Annotated in this window: 20 protein-coding genes and 1 tRNA gene; 4 read left to right on the forward strand and 17 right to left on the reverse strand. The window is 65.2% G+C overall.

Going from position 1 to position 21,395, the window contains the following annotated elements; translation table 11 throughout:
* Positions 1 to 39 precede the first annotated feature (39 nt).
* Positions 40 to 882, forward strand: coding sequence for a ParA family protein (locus QMG52_RS12935; protein ID WP_283560804.1), 843 nt, complete (start codon positions 40 to 42; stop codon positions 880 to 882).
* 84 nt (positions 883 to 966) lie between these two features.
* Here the strand turns inward: QMG52_RS12935 and QMG52_RS12940 are convergent, their stop codons facing one another.
* The 17 genes from QMG52_RS12940 to QMG52_RS13020 form a co-directional block, all read right to left on the reverse strand.
* Positions 967 to 1,560, reverse strand: a complete 594-nt coding sequence (locus tag QMG52_RS12940) for a MerR family transcriptional regulator (protein ID WP_283560805.1) — start codon at positions 1,558 to 1,560, stop codon at positions 967 to 969.
* Positions 1,561 to 1,887: 327 nt separating this feature from the next.
* Positions 1,888 to 2,391, reverse strand: coding sequence for a bifunctional nuclease family protein (locus QMG52_RS12945; RefSeq protein ID WP_283560806.1), 504 nt, complete (start codon positions 2,389 to 2,391; stop codon positions 1,888 to 1,890).
* A 45-nt stretch (positions 2,392 to 2,436) separates the two neighbouring features.
* Positions 2,437 to 3,192, reverse strand: a complete 756-nt coding sequence (gene ftsR / locus QMG52_RS12950) for a transcriptional regulator FtsR (RefSeq protein WP_283560835.1) — start codon at positions 3,190 to 3,192, stop codon at positions 2,437 to 2,439.
* A 17-nt stretch (positions 3,193 to 3,209) separates the two neighbouring features.
* Positions 3,210 to 3,695: an FHA domain-containing protein gene (locus tag QMG52_RS12955; RefSeq protein WP_283560807.1), complete on the reverse strand. Its 486-nt coding sequence runs from the start codon at positions 3,693 to 3,695 to the stop codon at positions 3,210 to 3,212.
* Positions 3,696 to 3,818: 123 nt separating this feature from the next.
* Entirely contained in the window at positions 3,819 to 4,205 is a 387-nt protein-coding gene (gene gcvH / locus QMG52_RS12960; protein WP_283560808.1) for a glycine cleavage system protein GcvH, read from the reverse strand.
* A 418-nt stretch (positions 4,206 to 4,623) separates the two neighbouring features.
* Positions 4,624 to 5,436 (reverse strand): ABC transporter permease, encoded by an 813-nt coding sequence (locus QMG52_RS12965; RefSeq protein WP_283560809.1) that lies wholly within the window; start codon positions 5,434 to 5,436, stop codon positions 4,624 to 4,626.
* A complete protein-coding gene (locus QMG52_RS12970) occupies positions 5,433 to 6,404 on the reverse strand; it encodes an ATP-binding cassette domain-containing protein (RefSeq protein WP_349361716.1) in 972 nt (323 codons plus the stop codon). Before QMG52_RS12970 ends, QMG52_RS12965 begins: the two co-directional genes overlap by 4 nt.
* A gap of 105 nt (positions 6,405 to 6,509) precedes the next feature.
* Positions 6,510 to 7,364 carry a DUF4097 family beta strand repeat-containing protein gene (locus QMG52_RS12975; protein WP_283560810.1) on the reverse strand — a complete coding sequence of 285 codons (855 nt, stop codon included), beginning with the start codon at positions 7,362 to 7,364 and terminating at the stop codon, positions 6,510 to 6,512.
* 73 nt (positions 7,365 to 7,437) lie between these two features.
* Positions 7,438 to 7,935: a histidine kinase gene (locus QMG52_RS12980; protein ID WP_283560811.1), complete on the reverse strand. Its 498-nt coding sequence runs from the start codon at positions 7,933 to 7,935 to the stop codon at positions 7,438 to 7,440.
* 261 nt (positions 7,936 to 8,196) lie between these two features.
* Positions 8,197 to 8,270: transfer RNA gene (locus QMG52_RS12985), tRNA-Pro, on the reverse strand.
* 204 nt (positions 8,271 to 8,474) lie between these two features.
* Positions 8,475 to 10,043 carry a ribosome biogenesis GTPase Der gene (gene der / locus QMG52_RS12990; RefSeq protein WP_283560812.1) on the reverse strand — a complete coding sequence of 523 codons (1,569 nt, stop codon included), beginning with the start codon at positions 10,041 to 10,043 and terminating at the stop codon, positions 8,475 to 8,477.
* Positions 10,044 to 10,348: 305 nt separating this feature from the next.
* Positions 10,349 to 11,140 carry a (d)CMP kinase gene (cmk, locus tag QMG52_RS12995; protein ID WP_502920524.1) on the reverse strand — a complete coding sequence of 264 codons (792 nt, stop codon included), beginning with the start codon at positions 11,138 to 11,140 and terminating at the stop codon, positions 10,349 to 10,351.
* The gene (locus QMG52_RS13000; protein WP_283560814.1) at positions 11,134 to 12,237 is read right to left on the reverse strand and encodes a prephenate dehydrogenase; all 1,104 of its coding nucleotides are present in this window, start codon (positions 12,235 to 12,237) and stop codon (positions 11,134 to 11,136) included. Before QMG52_RS13000 ends, cmk begins: the two co-directional genes overlap by 7 nt.
* A gap of 4 nt (positions 12,238 to 12,241) precedes the next feature.
* Positions 12,242 to 13,606 (reverse strand): pseudouridine synthase, encoded by a 1,365-nt coding sequence (locus tag QMG52_RS13005; protein ID WP_283560815.1) that lies wholly within the window; start codon positions 13,604 to 13,606, stop codon positions 12,242 to 12,244.
* Between the two features lie 30 nt (positions 13,607 to 13,636).
* The gene (scpB, locus tag QMG52_RS13010; RefSeq protein WP_283560837.1) at positions 13,637 to 14,314 is read right to left on the reverse strand and encodes an SMC-Scp complex subunit ScpB; all 678 of its coding nucleotides are present in this window, start codon (positions 14,312 to 14,314) and stop codon (positions 13,637 to 13,639) included.
* A 41-nt stretch (positions 14,315 to 14,355) separates the two neighbouring features.
* Entirely contained in the window at positions 14,356 to 15,231 is an 876-nt protein-coding gene (locus tag QMG52_RS13015; protein ID WP_283560838.1) for a segregation and condensation protein A, read from the reverse strand.
* Positions 15,228 to 16,172: a ParA family protein gene (locus QMG52_RS13020; RefSeq protein WP_283560816.1), complete on the reverse strand. Its 945-nt coding sequence runs from the start codon at positions 16,170 to 16,172 to the stop codon at positions 15,228 to 15,230. Before QMG52_RS13020 ends, QMG52_RS13015 begins: the two co-directional genes overlap by 4 nt.
* A gap of 212 nt (positions 16,173 to 16,384) precedes the next feature.
* Here QMG52_RS13020 and QMG52_RS13025 point away from each other — a divergent pair, with 212 nt between their 5' ends.
* The 3 genes from QMG52_RS13025 to QMG52_RS13035 all read left to right on the forward strand — a co-directional run bounded on the left by QMG52_RS13025 (position 16,385) and on the right by QMG52_RS13035 (position 21,275).
* On the forward strand, positions 16,385 to 17,134 hold the full coding sequence (locus tag QMG52_RS13025; protein ID WP_283560817.1) for an ABC transporter ATP-binding protein: 750 nt from the start codon (positions 16,385 to 16,387) through the stop codon (positions 17,132 to 17,134).
* 60 nt (positions 17,135 to 17,194) lie between these two features.
* Positions 17,195 to 18,850 carry a DUF6297 family protein gene (locus QMG52_RS13030; RefSeq protein WP_283560818.1) on the forward strand — a complete coding sequence of 552 codons (1,656 nt, stop codon included), beginning with the start codon at positions 17,195 to 17,197 and terminating at the stop codon, positions 18,848 to 18,850.
* Positions 18,851 to 18,962: 112 nt separating this feature from the next.
* The gene (locus QMG52_RS13035) at positions 18,963 to 21,275 is read left to right on the forward strand and encodes an FdhF/YdeP family oxidoreductase (protein ID WP_283560819.1); all 2,313 of its coding nucleotides are present in this window, start codon (positions 18,963 to 18,965) and stop codon (positions 21,273 to 21,275) included.
* Positions 21,276 to 21,395 lie beyond the last annotated feature (120 nt).

A 21,395-nucleotide genomic window follows, 5' to 3' on the forward strand; every position in this document is an offset into this window, starting at 1 on the left:
CGCAGACGAGTAGGCGACGAAAAGGTATTGGTTCAAGCCGTGCAGGTAGTGAGTATCAGCAGTCTCAAAGGAGGCGTCGGCAAGACGTCCGTCACCCTGGGGCTGGCCTCAGCAGCGCTAACGGCCGGCGTTCCGACCCTGGTGATCGACCTCGACCCGCATGCGGACGCCAGCACCGGCTTGGCTGTCCGCGCCGACGGCCAGCAGGATATCGGGCACATGCTCAAGAACGCCCGTAAGGCGGCGCTTGCCGCCAATGTGCTCCCCAGCGGGTGGATCAAAAACGCCACCTCCGACGGCGGCGCCGCACCCGTGTTGGACGTGGCGATAGGTTCGGCCTTCGCCGGCGTTTACGACCGGCCCGACCTGGGGCGCAGGGATCTGCGCCGGCTCCACACGCTGCTGAACAATTCCACCAATTCGACCCCGCGCAGCACCCGCACATACCGGCTGGTGCTGATCGACTGCCCGCCCTCGCTCAATGGCCTGACCCGGATGGCGTGGACCGCCAGTAACCGGGTCATGCTGGTGGCTGAGCCGGCACTCTTCTCCGTGGCCGGCACCCAGCGCACCCTTCGCGCCCTCGAATTGTTCCGCGCCGAGTTCGCACCTGGTCTGTCCGCTGCCGGAATTGTCGCCAACCGGGTGCGCAGCGGATCCACCGAACACAGCTACCGCCTGGCAGAATTGAAGACGATGTTCGGCCCGCTCCTGCTGTCCCCCACCATCCCGGAGCAAGCCAACTGGCAGCAGATTCAGGGGGCCGCGCATCCAATTCATCAGTGGCCCGGAGAATCGGCGAAAAACGCCTCGGAACTCTTTGACCAACTGCTCAGCGGGCTGCTGGCGAAAGGCTCCGTCCGGAACCGCATCCACCGCTAGGCTTCCACCGCCCCCGGACAGCCACCACCGGTCCCCAGCCGCAACCTCAAAACTTACAGGGGATCAAGGCCGGTGCCGGTCAGGCTAGGAGATCCTGCGGGCGTCCCGGCGCTTGCTGAGTTCGTCGTCGGGGAAGGACTGCACGGCGGCGTGTTCGCTGGGCAGCGCGGCGAGGCTTCCCTCCACCTCGCGCCAGACCCGGCCGACGGCGATGCCGAAGACACCCTGACCACCCTGTACCAGATCGATGACCTCGTCCGCGGACGTGCACTCGTAGACCGATGCGCCGTCGCTCATCAGGGTGATCTGTGCCAGGTCTTCCACACCCCGTTCGCGCAGATGTTCCACGGCCGTGCGGATCTGCTGCAGCGAAACTCCCGTGTCGAGTAGACGCTTAACAACTTTGAGGACCAGGATGTCACGAAAGCCGTAGAGGCGCTGGGACCCTGATCCGGCCGCACCGCGCACAGCGGGTTCCACCAGCCCCGTCCGCGCCCAGTAGTCCAGCTGACGGTAGGTGATGCCGGCAGCCTTGCAGGCGATGGGTCCGCGGTAACCGGCGTCTTCGTCCAAGACGGGCAGATCCTCGGTAAACAGCAGCCCCTGTGCTCCGGCCGGCATGGGCTCGCCCGGGACGGGTGCGTGTCTTAGCTCGCCGGCGTCGCCTTTCGGACTCACGTGGACCCTCCTTGTCGTCGTTCCCTAGGAGAAGTCGCGTGGCGGCTTCTGCAGAAAGTGCCTAGAGCTGAAAATGTGCCTCAAGCTCAAGCCTGAACTTGCCTCAAGAGTGCTGGTATCGGTATCGCATGATCGGTGGTGCAGAGCTGAAGTGCATACCCGAACAGTCTGACCGCCCAAACTCCCACTGGCAATGGGAACTCATATACCGACGTTAGAGCCGCCACGGCCTTTGGTCAAAGACGCGGGAACTAATTTTCCGGCGTGTCGGAACTTTCAGGTTCAGCTTTAACCTTACCCGGACTCGATCCACCTCTTTCGCGCACCTCATTTCTCGAAGTCCTCCGGTTCCACGCCGTTAAGGAACTCACGGAACCGGCGAAGCTCCCGCTCCTCGGCTTCCGGGGAGGTGATGGCGTCGGGTTCTTCTTCATCGTGATCGGTTATCCGCACCCCGGCGTCCTCCATCACCGCCGGAGCACACCAGATGGTGCAGTCCGCGCGCAAGGCGACCGCCAGCGCATCCGAGGCCCGGGAACCAACCGCTGTGCCGTCGTCGAACATCAACTGGGCGTAGAAAACGCCGTCCTCAACGGCCGTCAGCGTAACGCTGGCAACGGAGCGCCCCAGCGCCTTCACGATGCTGCAGAGCAGGTCATGGGTCAGGGGACGGGGCGGGACAACACCCTGCTGAGCAAGCGCGATGGCCGTGGCCTCCGCCGTGCCGATCCAGATCGGCAGGTGGCGATCCCCCGCCACCTCTTTGAGCAGCACCAATGGCTGGTTGGAAGGCATCTCCACCCGCACACCGACTATCTCCAGCTCAATCATGTCCGGTCAGTCATCCTTCGCGCAGCGTCGGGGTCCGGGAATACATCAGCGGTCCATCCGGGAAATCCGATCCTGGACCAGCGCACTGTGCAGACTCAGACACAGTTCGCTGATTTCACGGGCCGTCTCCGCGGCCCGGGCCTGCGAGGCACCGTCACGGCGCGAGCTCAGCGGCGCGACCGCCCGCTCCACCAGCCCGAACTCGCGTTCGGCGGCGGCCTGGAACGGGCGCAGGTGCCGCGGCTCAAGCCCGTGCGATGAGAGCGCGGTGCAGGCCTTCGCCACGCGCAGGGCGTGGTCATCAAAATGGCCGTCAACGGCCGCGATCAGGCCAAAGCTCACGAGCGAGGCCACCAGCTCACCACTGGCCCCCGACTCGGCGCGCAGCTGCTCCGGGCTGAGCCTGCGCGCCCGGCTCTTGAGCTCGACGGCAAATTCATCAGATACCATCCGCGGCGCAATGGACACGCCCGGGGGCAGATTTTCGGGCCCTTCGCCGCGGTCAATCGCGTCCAGATAGTCGCGGATCACCTTCAGTGGAAGATAATGATCGCGCTGCAGGGCCAGCACAAAACGCAGCCGCTCGACGTCGGCTTCCCGGAACTGCCGGTATCCTGCCGGCGTCCGCTGCGGGGCGATCAGCCCCTTCTCTTCATAGAAGCGGATCTTGGAGGCGGTCACCGACGGAAAGTCCTCGCTCAGCTGAGCCAGCACCTCGCCAATATTGAAAATGACGGGTGGTCGGGACCGTCCCGAGTGCGAACGGGCATCCGTCAGGGTCCTGCGCGCCGGCTGATTCATGCTGCCCATGCCGGCCCTCAGGGCTGAGTCTGGGCGGGAGCGGCGGGGCTGTAGTAGTACGTGAGCCGAAACTTGCCGATCTGGACTTCATCCCCGCTGCGCAGCCGGACCGAGTCAACCCGGTCTCCATTGACATATGTCCCGTTGAGGCTGCCGGAATCGACGACCTCGAATCCGCCGCGCAGCCGGCGGAACTGGACATGCCGCCGGGACACGGTGACGTCATCCAAAAATACGTCGGCGGCCGGATGCCTGCCCGCAGTCGTCATGTCGTCATCGAGCAGGAACCGGGCGCCGCGGTTGGGTCCGCTGTGCGCAATCAGCAGTGCGGAGCCGGCCGGCAGAGCCTCCACCGCCACCCGCTCTTCCGAGGCCAGCTTATGCTCGACCGTTGGCTCCCTGCTGAGCGGAGACAGTTGGATCGACGTCGTCTCGGAAGCACCCGGCTGATCCGCAAACTCCGCCTGACCACTGGACACGGCGTTGCTTGAGTTGTCAACCATCGGTACTCCTCCTCATGTCGCTAGCCCGCGGCCCGCACAATCGTACGGCCGGCGCGTAACAAAAAACTGTAGTGAATGTCGCCAACAGCGGCGCGCCTACGCAAGCAAGCGCCGCCCTTCCCACTAGCCTACCTGTTGTTCGTACTCACCGGCACTGAGCAGCGTGTCCACGGACGAGACGTCGTCGAGCTTAATCTCCAGCAGCCAACCGTCGCCGTACGGGTCGGAGTTAATCAGCGCAGGCTCGCCGTCCAGGGCCTCATTGCGGGCGGAAACTTCCCCGGCGAGCGGTGCGTAAATATCGCTGACGCTCTTGGTCGACTCGACCTCACCGACGACGGCGGCCGCGGCGACGTTACTCCCGGCTTCGGGCATCTGCACATAGACAACATCGCCCAGCGCGTCCTGGGCAAAATCGGTGATGCCCACCCGGACCACGCCGTTCGCGTCCGGGGCGGTAATCCACTCGTGCTCGGCGGTGTAGGAGAGGCCTGCTGGAATATTGCTCATCTGGTGCCTTTCGCGGGTGGGACGTGCTTTCGTCCAGTCTTTCGGGCGGCGGCCAGCATTACAAGCCGCCGCAGAAAGTATAGGCATATCGGACCGGACGTTGGCTGCCATGTCGATGTTGCGGTCGCCGGGCTTTCGGGTAGTGGGAGAGTATCCATAAACCGCCGCCCTCCTTCGGACTCTCTGCGCCAGCCACCGGAATCGGACGTCGTCATGGCTGCAGCGCCGAGCAACGAACCTCATTTCACGTCTGGAGGCGTGCGGTCCGCGGCGGCTTCGGCCTCCGCGACATCGAATGATGCGAACATATTGAGCAGGTCGGCGGGCGAGGCCGGGGCGAAGATCACCTCGAGGCTCGCCGCTCGGCCGATCCGAACGTCACTGCGCCTTGGGCCTTCACGACGAGCGTGCCATCGGATCAGCGCACCGACTTCTGGTTGTAGAGCACCATCGACCAGGCGTAGCCGACGACCGACAGCAGCACGATCCAACCGATCGCCAGCAGCGGGTTCACGCCCATGTCGCTGCCGGTCAGCAATCCCCGCACGGTCTCGATCCACGGGGTGAACGGCTGGTACTGCGCGAACCCGTGCAGCCACGCCGGCATCGATTCGGTCGGCACGAAGCCGCTCCCCAGAAAGGGGAGGAAGGTGAGGATGAGCGGCTGGTTGCTGGCGGTCTCCACCGACTTCGCTGCCATCCCCATCGCGACCGCGAGCCACGTAATGGCGAAGGCCACCAGAGCCATCAGGCCGGCGGCCGCAAGCCACTGCAGCGGCCCGGCGGTGGGCCGGACGCCGACAGCCAAGCCGACGCCGAACACGACCACGACGGCGATGAGCGCCTGGAGGGTGTTCCCGAGCACGTGCCCGGTCAGCACTGCCGCCCGAGAGATCGCCATCGTGCGGAATCGCGCGACGATGCCCTCCGTCATGTCCATCGAGACCGTCGTGGCGGTGCCTCCCGCGCTCCCGGCGACCGTCATGAGCAGGATGCCGGGAAGCACATAGGCGGCATACGCCTCGCGTCCGTCGACGGCCCCACCCGGGAGCCCGGCCCCAATAGTGCCGCCGAACACATACACGAACAAAAGCAGGAACACCACGGGTAACACCACGACGAAGACTGTCAGACCCGGATAGCGGATCATATGCAGCAGGTTCCGGCTCGTCATCGTCAACGAGTCCGTCACGATGTGCCCGCGCTGGGGTTGGGTTGTTGCGGTGGTCATGAGGGGATCCCTTCTGTCCGGGTGTGCTCGACCCGGCCGGTGAGCGCGAAGAACACGTCGTCCAGGTCGGGGGTGTGGATGCTGAGGTCGGCGACCTCGATGCCCGCGCCGTCCAGTTGGTCGAGGGCGCTCCGCAGGCTCCGCACCCCGAAGCGGTTCGGTACCTCGAGGCTGAGCGCCGCATCCTTGCGGACAGCCTCGGCGAACAGGGCCGCAGCCGAGTTCAGGGCCTGCGCGTCCGCGAACTGCAGGCGGATGTGGCCGCCCGGCACGAGCCGCTTCAGCTCGTCGGGGGTGCCCTCGGCGACGATCTTCCCGCCGTCCAGCACTGCGATCCGGTCGGCGAGCTCGTCGGCTTCGTCAAGGTACTGCGTGGTGAGCAGCACCGTGGTGCCCTGCGCAACCAGCTCGCGCACGATGTCCCACATGGTGTGGCGGCTGCGCGGGTCAAGTCCGGTGGTCGGCTCATCGAGGAAGATGATCCTCGGGGTGTCGACAAGGGTCATCGCCAGGTCCAGCCGGCGCGCCATGCCACCGGAGTACGTGGCGAGCGGCTTGCGGGCCGCCTCGACCAGGTCGAACTGCTCGAGCAGCTCGGCCACGCGGGCCTTCACCCGCTTGGCCGGCAGGTGACGCAGCCGCGCCATGAGCCTCAGGTTCTCCTCGCCGGTCAGCAGCTTGTCGACCGCCGAGAACTGGCCGGTGAGGCCGATCGCGGCACGCACGCCGTCCGGGTTCCGCACCACATCACATCCATCGACCGTTGCGCTGCCGCCGCCGGGCCGCACCAGCGTCGTAAGGATGTTGACGGCGGTGGTCTTGCCGGCGCCGTTCGGTCCAAGGAGAGCCGACACTGTGCCGCACGAGACGGTGAGGTCGACGCCGTCGAGCACCACTTTGTTGCCGACCTTGTTGCCAAACGACTTGCGCAAGCCGCGCAGTTCGATCGCTGGGCTGACCATGGTCATTTCTGGTTCCTTCCGTTCGGTGGATGGGCCGGTTGGTTCCCGCTGCCAGGCGTCGGCCGTGGCCTCCCTGGGGGTGTGACGTTGCGCGGGTCTACTGTGCGATATCTACCCCGTGGCGGCGGGCTGGACCGTGATGTCCCCGTAGCTGGTGCGCACCCGCACTTCAACGCTGCCCTCGCTACCGGCGGGGCCCTGGTCGGCGTTCATGTCGTTGCGAACGACGCCGTTCTTGGACTGGACGTCGAGCCACGCGGCCACGCCACGGCGGATACCGACGAGCACCTCCCCATAGGACGCGTCGAGCGCGATGGCGCCGGAGGACACCTCTTCGATGCGGATCTTGCCGTAGGAACTGCGGGCGCTCACCGAATCGAGGGCCTCGCGGATGCTGATCGAACCGTTCGCGAGCTTCGCCGTCAGCGCCCCGCCTGCCACACCGACGTGGATGTCGCCGTTGGAAGCCTTGAGCGTGGACGCGCCGCCCACATAGTCGACACGAGTCGGGCCGTTGCCTGAGGTGAGCTCCAGGTCGCCATCGACGTGGCCGACGATCACCTCACCGCTGCTGGCGTGCACCTGCAGTTGCGCGGCGCGCTCGATACTCACGTCACCGGTTGAGGACTTGATCCGCGTCGCACCGAGTGGCCCGTGGGCCCGGATCCGGCCGACACTGGTCTCGGCGGTCAGCCGTGAGCCGCTCGGCAGGTCGACGGTGACATCCACCGACTCTTTGCCGCTACCGATGAGCGGGCCGTACCGGTGCGGCACGGCGATGGTGACAAGGCCGTCCCGGTATTCGACGACGGTCTCCGCGGCGGCACGCACGTCGGCCTTCTTGCTCGGATTGCTCGGATCGACACGCACCTCGACGTCCGTGCGCTCGCTGGCGGTGACCTCGATGCGCCCAACGGGGACGTCGATGGCGAGGTCGATGGGACCGTTAGTCTGGTATTCGGGCATGCTGTAGCCTGCCTTTCGAAGGGCGTTGTCGGGCGGCCTCGCGGTTGCGGGGCCGGTCAGTGGGCGGGGCGGACTAACGCACCCAGCCAGCGAAATGGTCAACGGAGCCTGACCCTCGTTGGGTCGAGCGGCGGCTCTTGGGTTCCAAAGCCGATGCGATGGCACGCACCAGCCAGGAGTTCACGGAGAGCCCGTCAGCGGCGGCCGCGTCCTCGACCCGGACCTTGAGGGCGTCCGGGAGCCGAAGTGTGGTGCGGGTTGTGCTCGCGCCGTCCGCGTCGTAGGACACGCTGCCGCGCGTTGCCTGCGGGTCGGCGTAGGACGCCTCGGCGGGCAGGCTCACGACGAACTCGGGGTCGCGGCCGCGCAGGCGCACGTCCACCGACCCGGGCGATAGTTCGCGGGTTATCTCCCCCGCGGCCGCCGAGAGGGCTTCGAGCAGCACCAGCCGGGTCGCCGAGTCGAGTGGCGCACTCAGGCGCTCGGCGACCGCGCGGACCTCGTCGCCGCCGCTCTCGGCTGCGACGGCCAGGTGGTGCTGAAGCTCTGCGACGTACTGATCCAGTTGCATGACACCAGTATTGCACCGTCATGGTGTCACGTCAAGCAATTATGATGTCACATAGCGGCCGCGTGACACCACGCTTGCGAGGAGCTCGATTGGACGATGGGATGCCGGCGGCCGCCGGCATGGGCATCCTGCTCGCGGGCGGTCCCGCAGCGATCCTCCGTGGACCACCCGCACCCACCTCCACCCCGGCGGTCGGAACCTCGCCTCCGCCGGACATGACGAAGCCCTGGTGAGAAACATGCTCTCACCAGGGCTTTTACGTCGGGCTGACAGGATTTGAACCTGCGACCCCTTGACCCCCAGTCAAGTGCGCTACCAAGCTGCGCTACAGCCCGAAAGTCCGGATCCGGTCGATATGCGAAGATACGGCCGGGGGAACCACCTCAAAAAGCTTACCGTAAAAACCGTGCCGCGCCGACCAGCAGACCTCAGGCTGTGCGCGGAACGCTGCGCGCGGAACGCTGCGCGGATTGGCACGCCCAGGACCGCACGACGACGACGCCACCTGCCGTGCGCCGTCGTCGTACCCGAAGCGTCCGCTACTTCCGGGCAGTCTTTCCGCGCTTCTCGCGCACCCGCATGCTGACCTCAATCGGGGTGCCCTCGAAGCCGAAGGTTTCGCGCAGCCGGCGGGTGATGAAGCGGCGGTAGCCGGGATCCAGGAACCCGGTGGTGAAGAGGACGAACTTCGGCGGCCGGCTGGAGGCCTGCGTGCCGAAGAGGATACGGGGCTGCTTACCGCCGCGCACGGGGTGCGGGTGTGCGGCCACGAGCTCGCCCAGGAACGCGTTCAGGCGGCCGGTGGGGATACGTCGGTCCCAGTTCTCCAGCGCCAGGTCCAGCGCTGGCACCAAGCGGTCCTTGTGCCAGCCGGTTTTGGCGGAGATATTGACTCGGGGGGCCCAGTCCACGTGGGCCAGGTCCTGCTCGATTTCGCGCTCCAGGTAGCGGCGGCGCTCATCGTCCAGCAGGTCCCACTTGTTGAAGGCCAGCACCAGCGCCCGGCCGGACTCCACTGCCAGTTGGAGTATGCGCACGTCCTGTTCGCTGAGGACCTCGTCGACGGCCAGCAGGACGACGGCGACCTCAGCCTTCTCCAGTGCGGATTGGGTGCGCAGCGAGGCGTAGAAATCCGCGCCCTGCGCCATGTGCACGCGGCGGCGGATGCCGGCGGTGTCCACGAAGCGCCAGGTGCGGTCCCCCAGTTCGATGAACTCGTCCACCGGGTCGCGGGTGGTGCCAGCCATCGGATCCACCACCACACGCTCACTGCCGGCCAGCTTGTTCAGCAGCGAGGACTTGCCCACGTTCGGGCGCCCGATCAGGGCAACGCGCCGTGGGCCACCGGAGCGTTCCAGGCCTTCGACGGCGGAGAACTCCGGCAGCACCTCCATCACGCGGTCCAGCATGTCGGCCACGCCACGGCCATGGACCGCGGACACCGGCCAGGGCTGGCCCAGTCCAAGGCCCCACAGGGTGGCGGCATCGGATTCCTGCACAATATCGTCTACCTTGTTGCCGATCAGGATGACCGGCTTTTTGGACCGACGCAGCATCTTGACCACGGCCTCATCGGTGGCAGTGATGCCCACGGTGGAATCCACCACGAGCAGCACGGCATCGGCCATCTCGACGGCGACCTCGGCCTGGTCGGCCACGCGGGCGTGGATTCCGCGGGCGTCGTGCTCCCAGCCGCCGGTGTCCACCAGGGTGAATTTGCGCCCGTTCCAGTTCGCCGCGTAGGACACACGGTCCCGGGTGACGCCGGGGGTGTCCTCCACCACGGCCTCCCGTCGGCCCAGGATACGGTTCACCAGGGTCGATTTGCCCACGTTCGGGCGCCCTACAATGGCGAGGACCGGATCCTGACGGACCAGGCCGTCGTCGTCGGCGTCCTCGAAGGTGCCGTCCAGCAGCGCGGCATCCTCGTCGTCGAGCTCGTAATCCGACAAGCCGGCGCGCAGCGACGCGGCACGGACCTCGGCGTCCTCATCATTGAGGGCAGCCAGGTGCTCAGCAACCCGGTCGGTGCCGGAGGGCGTATATTCTTCGTCACCGTGGCCAAAGTCACCTGCATCGGTTCGGCCGGTGGACTGAGAGTCGCTCATGGTTGCTTTCCTTCATGCTGATTTGTAAGGTCATCTTCGGCAGGTAATTCCTGCCCTGTGGCGGCGATTGCGGCCTGGACGTGCGCGGAGGGCCGGAGGCGTAGGTGCTCGGCCGCTCTGTCCATTGAAACACGCCGGGACACACCCCGTTCGCGGCTGGTCTGCACCGGGCCGTCGAAAAGCACCGGAAACCGTCCAGATGGACGCGGGGTTTGGTCCTGGTGCCGGGGAACCGTGTCCCAGCACTACGGCGAGGACGACGGCGGACCCGGGTTCAGCGCGAGGGCGCAGGTCCCGGTATCGGCTTAGGCATTGCGGGCTGTGCTCTCGAAATGGCCGCCCTCGAAATGGCCGCCCTGGAAATGTTTGCCCTCCACCGCGTCGACGACCACCCGAAGGACGGCGTCAACGGTCTGCTCGAAGTCCAAATCCGAGGAATCCACTGTCACCACGCCGTCGGCGGCCCGGTGGAATTCCACCACGGTGGAATCCTTGGCATCCCTTGCCAGCACCTGGCGGGTGAGCTGCGCCATCGTCTGGGTTCCGCCGAGCTGAATGCCTCGGCGCGCCATCCTGGCCTCTGCACTGGCGGTCAGCAGCAGCCGGACCTCGGCTGTCGGCGCTACGACGGTGGTGATGTCCCGACCCTCCACCACCATTCTCTTGGCCGCACGGACAATCGCCTCACGCTGCCGGCGGACCAGTTCCGTGCGGGCACCCAGTGTGGTCGCTACCGCGCTGACGGCGGCGGAGATGCGCGGTTCACGGATCAGTGCGGCAACCTCCCGGCCGCCAACCTTGACAAATTCATGGTCCGGATTGGTGCTTTGTTCCAGCTCAAGGGCGCGGGCGGCCGCCTCGACGGCGACGGCATCATCAAGGGCCACCCCGGTGTCCAGACACTGCCAGGTCAACGACCGGTACATGGCACCGGTGTCCAGATAGGCCAGCCCCAGCCGACGGGCCACCTCCCGGCTCACGCTTGATTTCCCGGACCCTGAAGGACCGTCGATGGCAACCACCAGAGACTTTCCCTGGCGGAGCCCTAACAGACGGCCGGTAGCCGCAGCGGGGGCACTTTGGGTTTCCGTCACAATATGACCTTCCAACCGCGGTTTGTCAGTTCTTCCACCAGTGCCACCCGTTTGTCCGGCATGACGGACAATTCCACCATTCCCACTTCCCTACCGGCCGAATGATCCAGCCGTAGATCTTCGAGGTTGACCCCGATGTCGCCGATTTCCGTCAACAGCCGGGCAATCTGGCCGGGCTTGTCATCCACGAGCACCGTCAGCCACGCGTAGGCCAACGCGGGCCCGCCGTGCTTACCCGGGATGCGCGCCTGCCCGGCGTTCCCCTCGCTGATCAGCTGCGCAATATCCAGCCGCGCACCCGGGGCCGTGGGAGCCTCCAGCGTTGCAATCAGGCGGTTGAGGTCATCGCGGACACCGTGCATGACGTCGACCAGTTTAGCGGCATTAGCCCCGAGGATCTGCACCCACATGGCGGGATTGCTGGCCGCGATCCTGGTAACATCCCGCAGGCCGTTCCCGGACAGCGACAGGGCATGTGCCGGACTGTCCTGCAGCCGGGACGCGACCAGCGAGGCCATGATCTGCGGCAGGTGCGAGACCAGCGCGACGGCCTCGTCGTGTTCGTCGGGCGTGAACCGGAAGACGACGGATCCCAGGTCAATTGCCAGCGAGTGCGCGGTCTTGACGGCCGCGGCACAGCTCAACTCGGAGGGGCAGAGCACCCAGGGCGTGCTGGTGAACAGCTCGCCCCGGGCCGCCACCGGGCCGGAACGCTCGCTGCCGGCCATCGGGTGCGTGCCCACATATCGGCTCAGGTCAGCCTCCGTGACTCCCGGCAGCTCCCGCAGTTCGGCCAGAATACCGGCCTTGACACTGGCTATATCGATGACGGCCGCCTGCGGGTAGTTTCCCAGCGCGGCAGCCACCACGCCAGCCGTGACGTCCGGCGGAGCGGCCACCACGACCAGCTCAGGAGAAAGCTTTTCGCCGGCTTTTTGCGCACGGCCGGCTCCGATGTCCACCGCAACGGCCTGCGCTGAGGGCGACGTGTCCTGCAGGACGACGTCGATGCCCCGGGCGCATAAACCGAGCCCGATGCTGGCGCCGAGCAACCCGGTGCCGATAACAAGCACGGGGCCGTTCAGATGCGATGGATTCATCGGGTTAGAGCCCGACAGACGCGAGCAGGTGTCCCACTTCCTGCCGGCCCAGGACACGGATGCTGCCCTGGCGCTGGTCATTCATGCGGATCGGACCAACCTGGACGCGCACCAGGCGCTCCACGGGGTAGCCGACTGCGTCGAAGAGTCGGCGCACGATGCGGTTCTTGCCGGAGTGCAGCACAACCTCCACCAGAATGTGTCCCGGCGTGGAGTCGACCAGGCGGAAGGAATCAACGCTGGCCACGCCGTCCTCCAGCTCGATCCCTTCACGCATCTGCGCGCCAACGCCCTGGCCCATCGGCCCTCGGACCTGCGCCATGTAGGTCTTGGGAACCTCATACTTGGGGTGCGACAGACGGTTGGCCAGCTCGCCGTCGTTGGTCAGCAGCAGCAGACCCTCGGTGGCCGTGTCAAGACGTCCGACGTGGAATAGACGCTCATTACCATGGCGGTTCTTCAGGTAGTCGCTGATGCATGGGCGCCCCTCGGGGTCGTCCATGGTGGAGACCACACCTTTGGGCTTGTTGAAAACCATGTAGACCTGCGATTCATCGAGCTGCAGGCGGATCCCGTCGACCGTTATCGCCACCTTTTTGGGATCAACGCGCAGGCCGACCTCGGTGATGATCTGACCGTCGACCTCGACGCGGCCTTCCTCGATCATGTCCTCGCAGACACGACGGGAGGCGACGCCAGCGGACGCCATAACCTTCTGCAGACGGATTCCCTCGGGATCATGCATGTCAACGTAGGGGCCCTGGTTCTTTGGGCGGCGGTTCTGCTCGGTCGGGCGGTTCTTGACCGGGCCAAGATTGCTGCCGAAGCGTTCGCCGCCGAAGGCGCGCGGTCCTTTCGGTGCGCCGGACCTGGCTGCACCCGTTTTTGCGGCACCCTTGGCTGCCGTTTTGCGGGCGGCGCCGAACTTCGAAGGCCTGCCAGTCCCGTTGCCGACCCGGGGCGCACCGGATCCGGGGGCACGTGAGTATGGGGCATCCGAACGCGGTGCACCCGAACGCGGGGCATCGGAACGCCGGTCATCTGAGCGGGCATCACGCGAGGACGGCGCACCCGAACGCGGGGCATCGGAACGCCGGTCATCCGAGCGGGCATCACGCGAGAACGGCGCACCCGAACGCGGGGCATCGGAACGCCGGTCATCGGAGCGGGCATCACGCGAGAACGGCGCACCCGAACGCGGGGCATCGGAACGCCGGTCATCGGACCAGGGTGTGCTGGTCCGGCGCTCGCCCGCGCGCGGTGCCCCGGAACCGGCGGCGCCGCTGCCCGACCCCCCGGTGCGGGGCTTGATCCGGTCCTGACCGGAACGGCTACGCCCGGAATCATCTGAGCGGTGCGACGGTGTCATTACGTGTCCTTATAAAAATCGAATAGCTGGTCAATAGGATGAATCGTCAAAATCCTGGAGGTTTTCCAGTCCGGGCAGATGCGGGGCCAGCTGCGGAAGCTCGTCCGCACTGGCGATCCCCAGTCGTTCCAAAAAATAGTGCGTAGTCCGGTAAAGCAGAGCACCCGATTCAGCATCGGTCCCCGTTTCCTCGATCAAACCACGTTGGGCAAGCGTGCGCACCACAGAATCAACGTTGACTCCACGGATAGCGGAAACCCGCGCACGCGACACCGGCTGTCGGTAAGCGATGACGGCCAAGGTCTCCAGCGCAGCCTGCGTGAGCCTGGCTGACTGTCCGTCCAGCACGAAGCGGGAAACTATGTGAGCAAAGTCGCTGCGTGAATAGATGCGCCAGCCGCACGCGACCCTGCGTAGTTCGAAACCACGCGGCGTCACCCGGGTTTGCCCTGCCGCAAACTCTGGAGAATCCACCACAGGTTTCCCTGCAACCGACCCGGAAACGCCGACGCCGGTACCATCGCCCCTACCAGTATAGCCGTCATAATGCCGCTGCAGACCGAGGAGCAGGCCGCCCACCTCCTCAACGCCCAGCCCGACGGCAGCGGCCAGCTGTGATTCAGAGACCGGCTCATCGGTGACCATCAGGATGGCCTCCAGAGCCGCTCCGGCCCCACCGGGGAGATCATGAACGTCCGTTCCCGGCATGTCGGCGCCGTCCCCCGGATCACGGGAATTCTGCTGTTCAATCACTGGATGGCTTCCTCCGGCACGGACATTTCGGATAGCACGCCGGCATACTCCGCGGACAAATTATTGCTGCGCCAGTCTCGGGACACTCCCGTCCAGCGCACCTGCAGCTCACCGAGCGGGCTCGCCTGCTCGAACGTCACTGCGGCGTCGCGGAACATCTCCAGCAGGGCCAGAAACCGGGCCACGACCACCATCGTGGTCTCCGCATCGGCGATCAGGACGCGAAAGGACAGGGCAGTACCGGCGGCCAGCATGGCCCGCATGATCTGCGCCTGTTCCAGTACGCTGACGGTCGGCGCGTGCAGATGGCTCAGGCCAACCTCCGTGGGCGCGGCTTCCCGAGGGGCCAGCGCCTTGCGCGCCAACGCGGCGAACTTCTCCGGCGAGTGCCGCCAGAGTAGTTCCGGCAGCAGCGAAGCGAACTGCGGTTCCAATCCCACCAGCCGTGGAAACCGATCGGCCTCACGGTCCAGCCAGCCACCCATGATGGCCGCGATTTCCTTGAATGCCTTGTACTGCAGCAGTCTGGCAAAGAGCAAATCGCGCGCCTCCAGCAAGGCTATGTCGTCGTCGTTCTCCACCTCACCCGCTGGCAGCAGTCGGGCGGCCTTGAGATCGAGCAAGGTGGCGGCCAGAACCAGAAATTCACTGGCTTCGTCGAGCGCCCATTCCTTGCCTAACTCCTGCGGCCGACGGATGTAGGCGATAAATTCGTCCGTAACACGAGCCAAGGCTATCTCTGTGATGTCCATTTCGTGCTTGGAAATCAGCCCCAACAACAGGTCGAAAGGACCCGTGAAATTCTCCAGCCGGACTTCGAATCCTGCCGGCGCACGACTGCCCCCAGCAGGACTGGTCTGCTGCTGAGTCAGGGCGAGCCACCACGGGACACGAGCTCTTTGGCCAGCCGGCGGTAGGAATCCGCACCCTGATGGTTTCCTGCGTAGGTGGTGATCGGTTCGGCAGCAACCGTTGCGTCCGCGAATTTGATGGTGCGCTTGATGACAGTTTCGAAGACCTTGTCACCGAACGCCTCCACCAGCCGCGAGATGACCTCGCGGCTGTGCAGTGTGCGCGCGTCATACATAGTCGCCAGCACGCCATCCACCTGCAGACGCGGGTTGAGCCGGTCCTGCACCTTCTCGATGGTCTCCACCAACAGTGCCACCGCACGCAGGGCAAAGAACTCGCAAATGAGGGGAATAATCACCCCATGAGCGGCGGTGAGGGCATTGACTGTGAGCAGTCCTAAGGAGGGCTGGCAGTCGATCAGGATGACGTCGTAGTCATCTTCGACCTTTTTCAGGGCGCGATCCAGCACCTGCTCGCGGGCCACCTCGTTGACCAGCTGCACTTCTGCTGCGGAGAGGTCAATATTGGCCGGCAGCAGATCGATGTTTTCGATTTCGGTGTGCCGGATCGCGTCGCGGATATCGACCTTGCGGTCCATCAGTACGTTGTAGACCGTGAGATCGAGCTCATGCGGATTCGTGCCCAGACCAGCGGAAAGAGCACCCTGCGGATCGAAGTCCACCACCAGTACCTTACGGCCGGCCTCGGCCAGTGCGGCGCCCAGATTGATGGTGGACGTGGTCTTGCCGACGCCGCCCTTCTGATTAACCATGGCGATGACACGTGCAGGTCCGTGCGAGGTCAGTACGGGGGGCTCCGGAAATTGGGTCAGCGGCCGTCCTGTGGGACCCATTACGACGTCGTCAAAGTCCACGTCCGCGTGCTCCAGTTCTGCGCCCTCTGACCTTGAGCCATCCGGTTCTGTGCCCGCCAGAGTTGTTGAACCCTGTTCGTTGCTCACGTATTAGTCCACGCTTTCTCTCGTATCGGGGGCCCACCGGTCCTGCTAACTAGGTTACCGCCCGTGGCAGACTGAGTTAGGCACATTTGGCTGCCGCCGATTTTGAGCCTTGACCCTCAAGCTGAGCGTGAATGCTGGGTCTTTGGCCCCTGCAGGGACATCGGGGGCGCCCAACAGGACCTCTCGTCCGGCTCGCCTATACTTTCAATGACATGAGCAAGCCGCATAAACCCGCCAAGGTCCCCGCCGCGGGTTCCCCCACCCCTCCGCGCCCGGAACTCGTCCGTGCGGAGCGATTACGTGTCGGATATGGCACTAAGCCGGTCTGCGGCGAGATCGCCTTCACCCTGCGTGAAGCCGAAGCCATCGCCCTGGTGGGCCCAAACGGCGCCGGCAAATCGACGGTACTCAAAACCGTCGTCGGACAATTGGGAGCGATCAGCGGCAAAACCCACATCCGCGGTCAGGAGGCGGACGACCGCCGGCTGGACTTCCGCCGCGAGGTGGCGATGGTCTTCGACGACGATGCCTTCTTCCCCGCACTGACCGTCGAGGAGCATCTGGCCATCGTCGCTGCGGGGCATGGCTCCACCGCGGTCGAGGCACTAATCGACGCGGAACTGGACTTTTTCGGCCTCAGCGAGGAACGCGCGGCTCTGCCGCACAACCTCTCCTCCGGCCAGCGGCGCAGAATGCTCCTCGCAGCGGCCTTCGTCCGGCCCCGGTCACTGTTGGTCCTGGACGAGCCCGAGCAGCGGCTGGATACCGGCATGCGCGCCCGGCTGGCCGCGCGGTTGCGTGACCAGGTCGATGGCGGCCTGGGCCTGCTGCTGGTCACCCACGACCCGGCATTTCTGAGCGCCGTCGCCACCCGCGCCATTTTTGTCGACGACGAGGTGAAGAAGATGACGCCGGCACAGGCGGCACTGGCCATCTCCTCCGAGAACCCGCATGCGCACTGAGCAGACATCATGACCGTGGCACCGCAATCGCCAGAAGCCTCCGGGCCTCCGCCTCCGCCTGTGTCTGCGCCGGCGGCGCTGAGCGCCAAGGAGATCCGCCGCTACACCTTCAAGGTCGGGCTGGCACGCTCAGAAGGCGGCATCGGAGAGCTGATTTCGGAGATCTACACCTATGTCTTCGGCGCCGTCGTGCTCGTGGTCATGTCCGGGGCCATCATCGTTGGGCTGCGGCATTCGCTGGGCCTGGGCTCGGAACCGGTATGGACTGCATCCGCCCTTGCTCCCGGCTTTGCCAGCCTGGAGCCGCTGCAGGCCTCTGCCACGCTCATGCTCACCCTGGCCGCGGCGCTGCTCAGTGTCCAGATGAACATCGGCCCGATCGCCATGACCGTGCCGCAGACCTTCTGGTGGCTCGGTCTCCCGGTCCGCCGGCGTGGTTTTATTGAGCCGGGCTTCTTCCGGTCCATGATCTGGCCCGTCGCCGGGTCGGTCGCCGTCGTCGTCCCCCTGTCGCTGGGCATCGGCGCGGATAACGCCCCCGGTCCCGTCGCATTAGCCACCCTGTGCGGCGCGGCTCTGGCACTGCTGTTATACGGGATTGCCGGCTGGGTGCAGATCACCGGCGGGGAGCGCTGGCTGCGCCCGCTGGCCAGCGCGGTCACCGTCGTAGCGCCCCTTTCCCTGGTAGCCACCGCACTGTTCAATAACGCCGAAAACACCCGCGTGAACATGTCCTGGCTGCAGTACCTGCCGACCAGCTGGCCATTGCTCGTGGCCGCGGGCCAGCTCTGGCCGCTGCTGGTGACCGGGCTGGCGCTGGTGGTGCTCGCCGTCGTCTATGCAAACCTGGAGCGGCTAAGCTCGGCCAGCCTCAAATCCAGCGCGGTGGCCAGCGCCTACGTTGCCGGGTCCGTGCTGTCCATGGACGCCAGCGAGCTGTCCCGCTCACTGAGCAACGGGGCCAGGAGCGGCCATTCCTGGATCAGGCTGCCGCTGGTCTTCCACCAGGGGTCGCTAACCAGGCGCTCGGTACTGACGATGCTCAGCGCACATCTGACCATGCAGCTGCGCCAGCCCTCGACCCTGGTGCGCGTGGCGGTGCTGGCGGCCATACCCGCAAGTCTTGCCTCGGTGCAGTTCCTGGGCAATGCCACGCTGATTGCCGTGGTGCTGTATTTCTGTGCACATTTTGCCGTCACCGGACTGGGCTCGGTGGCGCGGTTTGCAGCCGGGAATCCCAGTGTGGATGCCCTGATGCCGCTCCCGGCCAAGACCATCCGGCGGGTGCATTTTGTGCTTCCGGCGGCGGGCATGACGGTGTGGGCGATTCTGTGCTTCGTGCTGCTGTTCGTGCTGGGAGTGGGTTCCTGGCCGCTGATCATTCTGGCCGTGCTCGCCGGTCCGGGCTTGGGCGGCGCCACGCTGCGGGCCGCATTCCGGCCCACCCCGGACTGGAACATGCCCGCCGTTGCTACGGCAATGGGACCTGTTCCGACCGGTGCCATCCGCAGCTTCCTGATCGGTCCCGATCTGACGCTGATCACGCTGCTGCCGGTGCTGATCTGTCTGATTTCCGGTGGCGTTCCGCCGCTGGCGTTCCCGATCCAGCTCGCGCTGACCCTGATTGCCTATGCCTGGGGTACCCGGGTGCGCAAGCCCAAAAAGAAGGGCGACGGCGGCATATTCGGCATGCCTGCGGTCCCCGCCGCCCGCTGACGCGGGTCGGACGGCCCAGCCGAAGGGTCGGGCGGACCGCTTGAAGACGTGTGTTCGGCGTCATGCAACGCGCCGTTTCGCTTTGCCGCGGGAATAACGGCACTATGGGTGGATGACACGTGGAGCGCCCGTCGAGGACATCAACGAAAACCATCTGACCGTCCAGAAGCCGAAGAAAAGCGCCGCCGGACTCACTGCGGTCGGCGTGGCCCTTGACCGCGGAATTTCCCAGGCAGGCGTGACCCGGACAGCGCGGTCGCTGCTGCGGCTGAACCAGCGGAACGGCACCGACTGCCCGGGCTGTGCCTGGCCGGAATCACAGGGCCACCGGAAAACAGCCGAATTCTGTGAAAATGGTGCCAAAGCCGTGGCCGAGGAAAGTACTCTACGCACTGTGACGCCCAAATTCTGGGCCGAACACTCCGTTGCAGAGCTGGCAACCCGGACCGAATACTGGCTGGGCAATCAGGGCCGGATCACCCATCCGATGGTCATCCGGCCCGGGGGGACGCATTATCAGCCGATTCCCTGGAGCGAGGCCTTTGAACTCATCGGCGAGCACATCAGGGCCTCCACGCCCGAGCGAACCGTTTTTTACACGTCCGGCCGCACCGCCAACGAGACGGCGTTCATGTATCAACTGTTCGCCCGCTCCCTGGGCACCAATAATCTTCCGGATTGTTCCAACATGTGCCACGAGTCTTCCGGCTCGGCGCTAAACCCCACCATCGGCATCGGCAAGGGGACGGTGTCCCTTGAGGACATCCATCGGGCCGAGCTGATCTTCGTCATCGGGCAGAATCCCGGAACCAACCATCCGCGGATGTTGTCGGCGCTGAAGGAATGCAAGGACAACGGCGGCAGGATTGTTGCCGTCAACCCGTTGCCCGAGGCAGGATTGTTCAATTTCAAAGATCCACAGACGCCGTCCGGACTTCTCGGCGACGGTACCGCACTGGCCGACGAGTTTCTGCAGATCAAAGTCGGAGCGGATCTGGCGCTGTTCCAGGCGCTCGGCCACCTGCTGCTCGAAGAGGAAGAGCGCGTTCCTGGCTCCGTCGTCGACCACGATTTCGTCGCCGCCAATACGGATGGGATTGAGGCCTACCGGGCCGCGCGGAAGTCCGTCGACTGGGCCGAAACCGAGCAGGCGACGGGGCTGTCCCGGCTGGAGATTGCCAACGTCGCCAAGATGATGGTCCAATCCAAGGGCACCATCATCTGCTGGGCCTTGGGCCTGACCCAACAGCCCCATTCGGTGAACACGCTCAAGGAAATCATTAATCTTCTGCTGCTCCAGGGGAACTTCGGCAAACCGGGAACAGGCGCTTGTCCCGTCCGCGGGCATTCCAATGTCCAAGGCGACCGCACGATGGGCATCTGGGAGAAACCCCATGAATGGATGCTGGCGGCATTGGACCGGGAATTCGGGATCACTTCCCCGCGCGCCCACGGTCTGGACTCGGTGGACACCGTCACGGCCTTCGAGAACAACGAGGTCGACGTCTTTATCTCGATGGGCGGCAATTTTGCCTTGGCCTGCTCGGACACGGACCTCCTCGAAGCGGCGATGCAACGGGTGGGCCTGACGGTCCATATCTCCACCAAACCGAACCGTTCGCACGTCTCGCACGGCATGACCTCGTTGATTCTGCCGACCTTGGGCCGGACCGATACCGATGATAAGCATGCCGGCGGGCGTCAAATCCTGTCCGTTGAGGACTCCATGTCGGTAGTCCGCTCCACCCAGGGCCGGCTCGCTCCTGTCTCTGACCACCTGCTCGCAGAGCCGGTCATCGTCGCGCGGATGGCCAGCGCCACCCTTGGCGACGATCATCGCGTCGATTGGAAGGGCATGGCGGAAGATTATGACGTCATCCGCGATCACATTTCCCGGGTCCTGCCCGGCTTCGAGGACTTCAACCGCCGGCTGCGGACCAAGAACGGCTTCATTCTGCCAAATCCACCCCGTGATACCCGCAGCTTTGCCACGGACATTGGCCGGGCACGGTTTACGGTCAGCCCGCTCGAATATCTCACGCCGCCGGCAGGTCACCTGATTCTGCAGACCGTCCGCAGCCATGACCAGTACAACACGACGTTTTACGGCCAGGATGACCGCTACCGCGGGATCTCCAACGGCCGGCGCGTCATTCTGCTCCACCAGGATGACGCGGATGCGATGGGATTCCAGGACCGCGACATGGTGGACGTTATCAGCACCTTTCAGGGTGCAGAACGCCGGGCCAACAAATTCCGCTTAGTGGTTTACCCAACGCCGCGGGGCTGCGCAGCCGCTTATTTCCCGGAGGCCAACGCGCTGATGCACCGGGAGCTCGTGGCACGCGAATCAAACACACCTGGATACAAGGCCATGTCAGTACGCTTTGTGCCGCACGCGGACAGACTCGAGCAAATGAGCTGAATTCACGGGATTTACGCCCCGGGTCCAGGCCAAGAAAACATTCGATTGACATATAAAATAGGCTGGGTTAGTGTCATTTGAATTGCGAACCGAATAGCCGCTTAACTGGCTGGGTGGGCA

Source organism: Paenarthrobacter sp. PH39-S1, assembly GCF_030063245.1.
Lineage (GTDB): Bacteria > Actinomycetota > Actinomycetes > Actinomycetales > Micrococcaceae > Arthrobacter_M.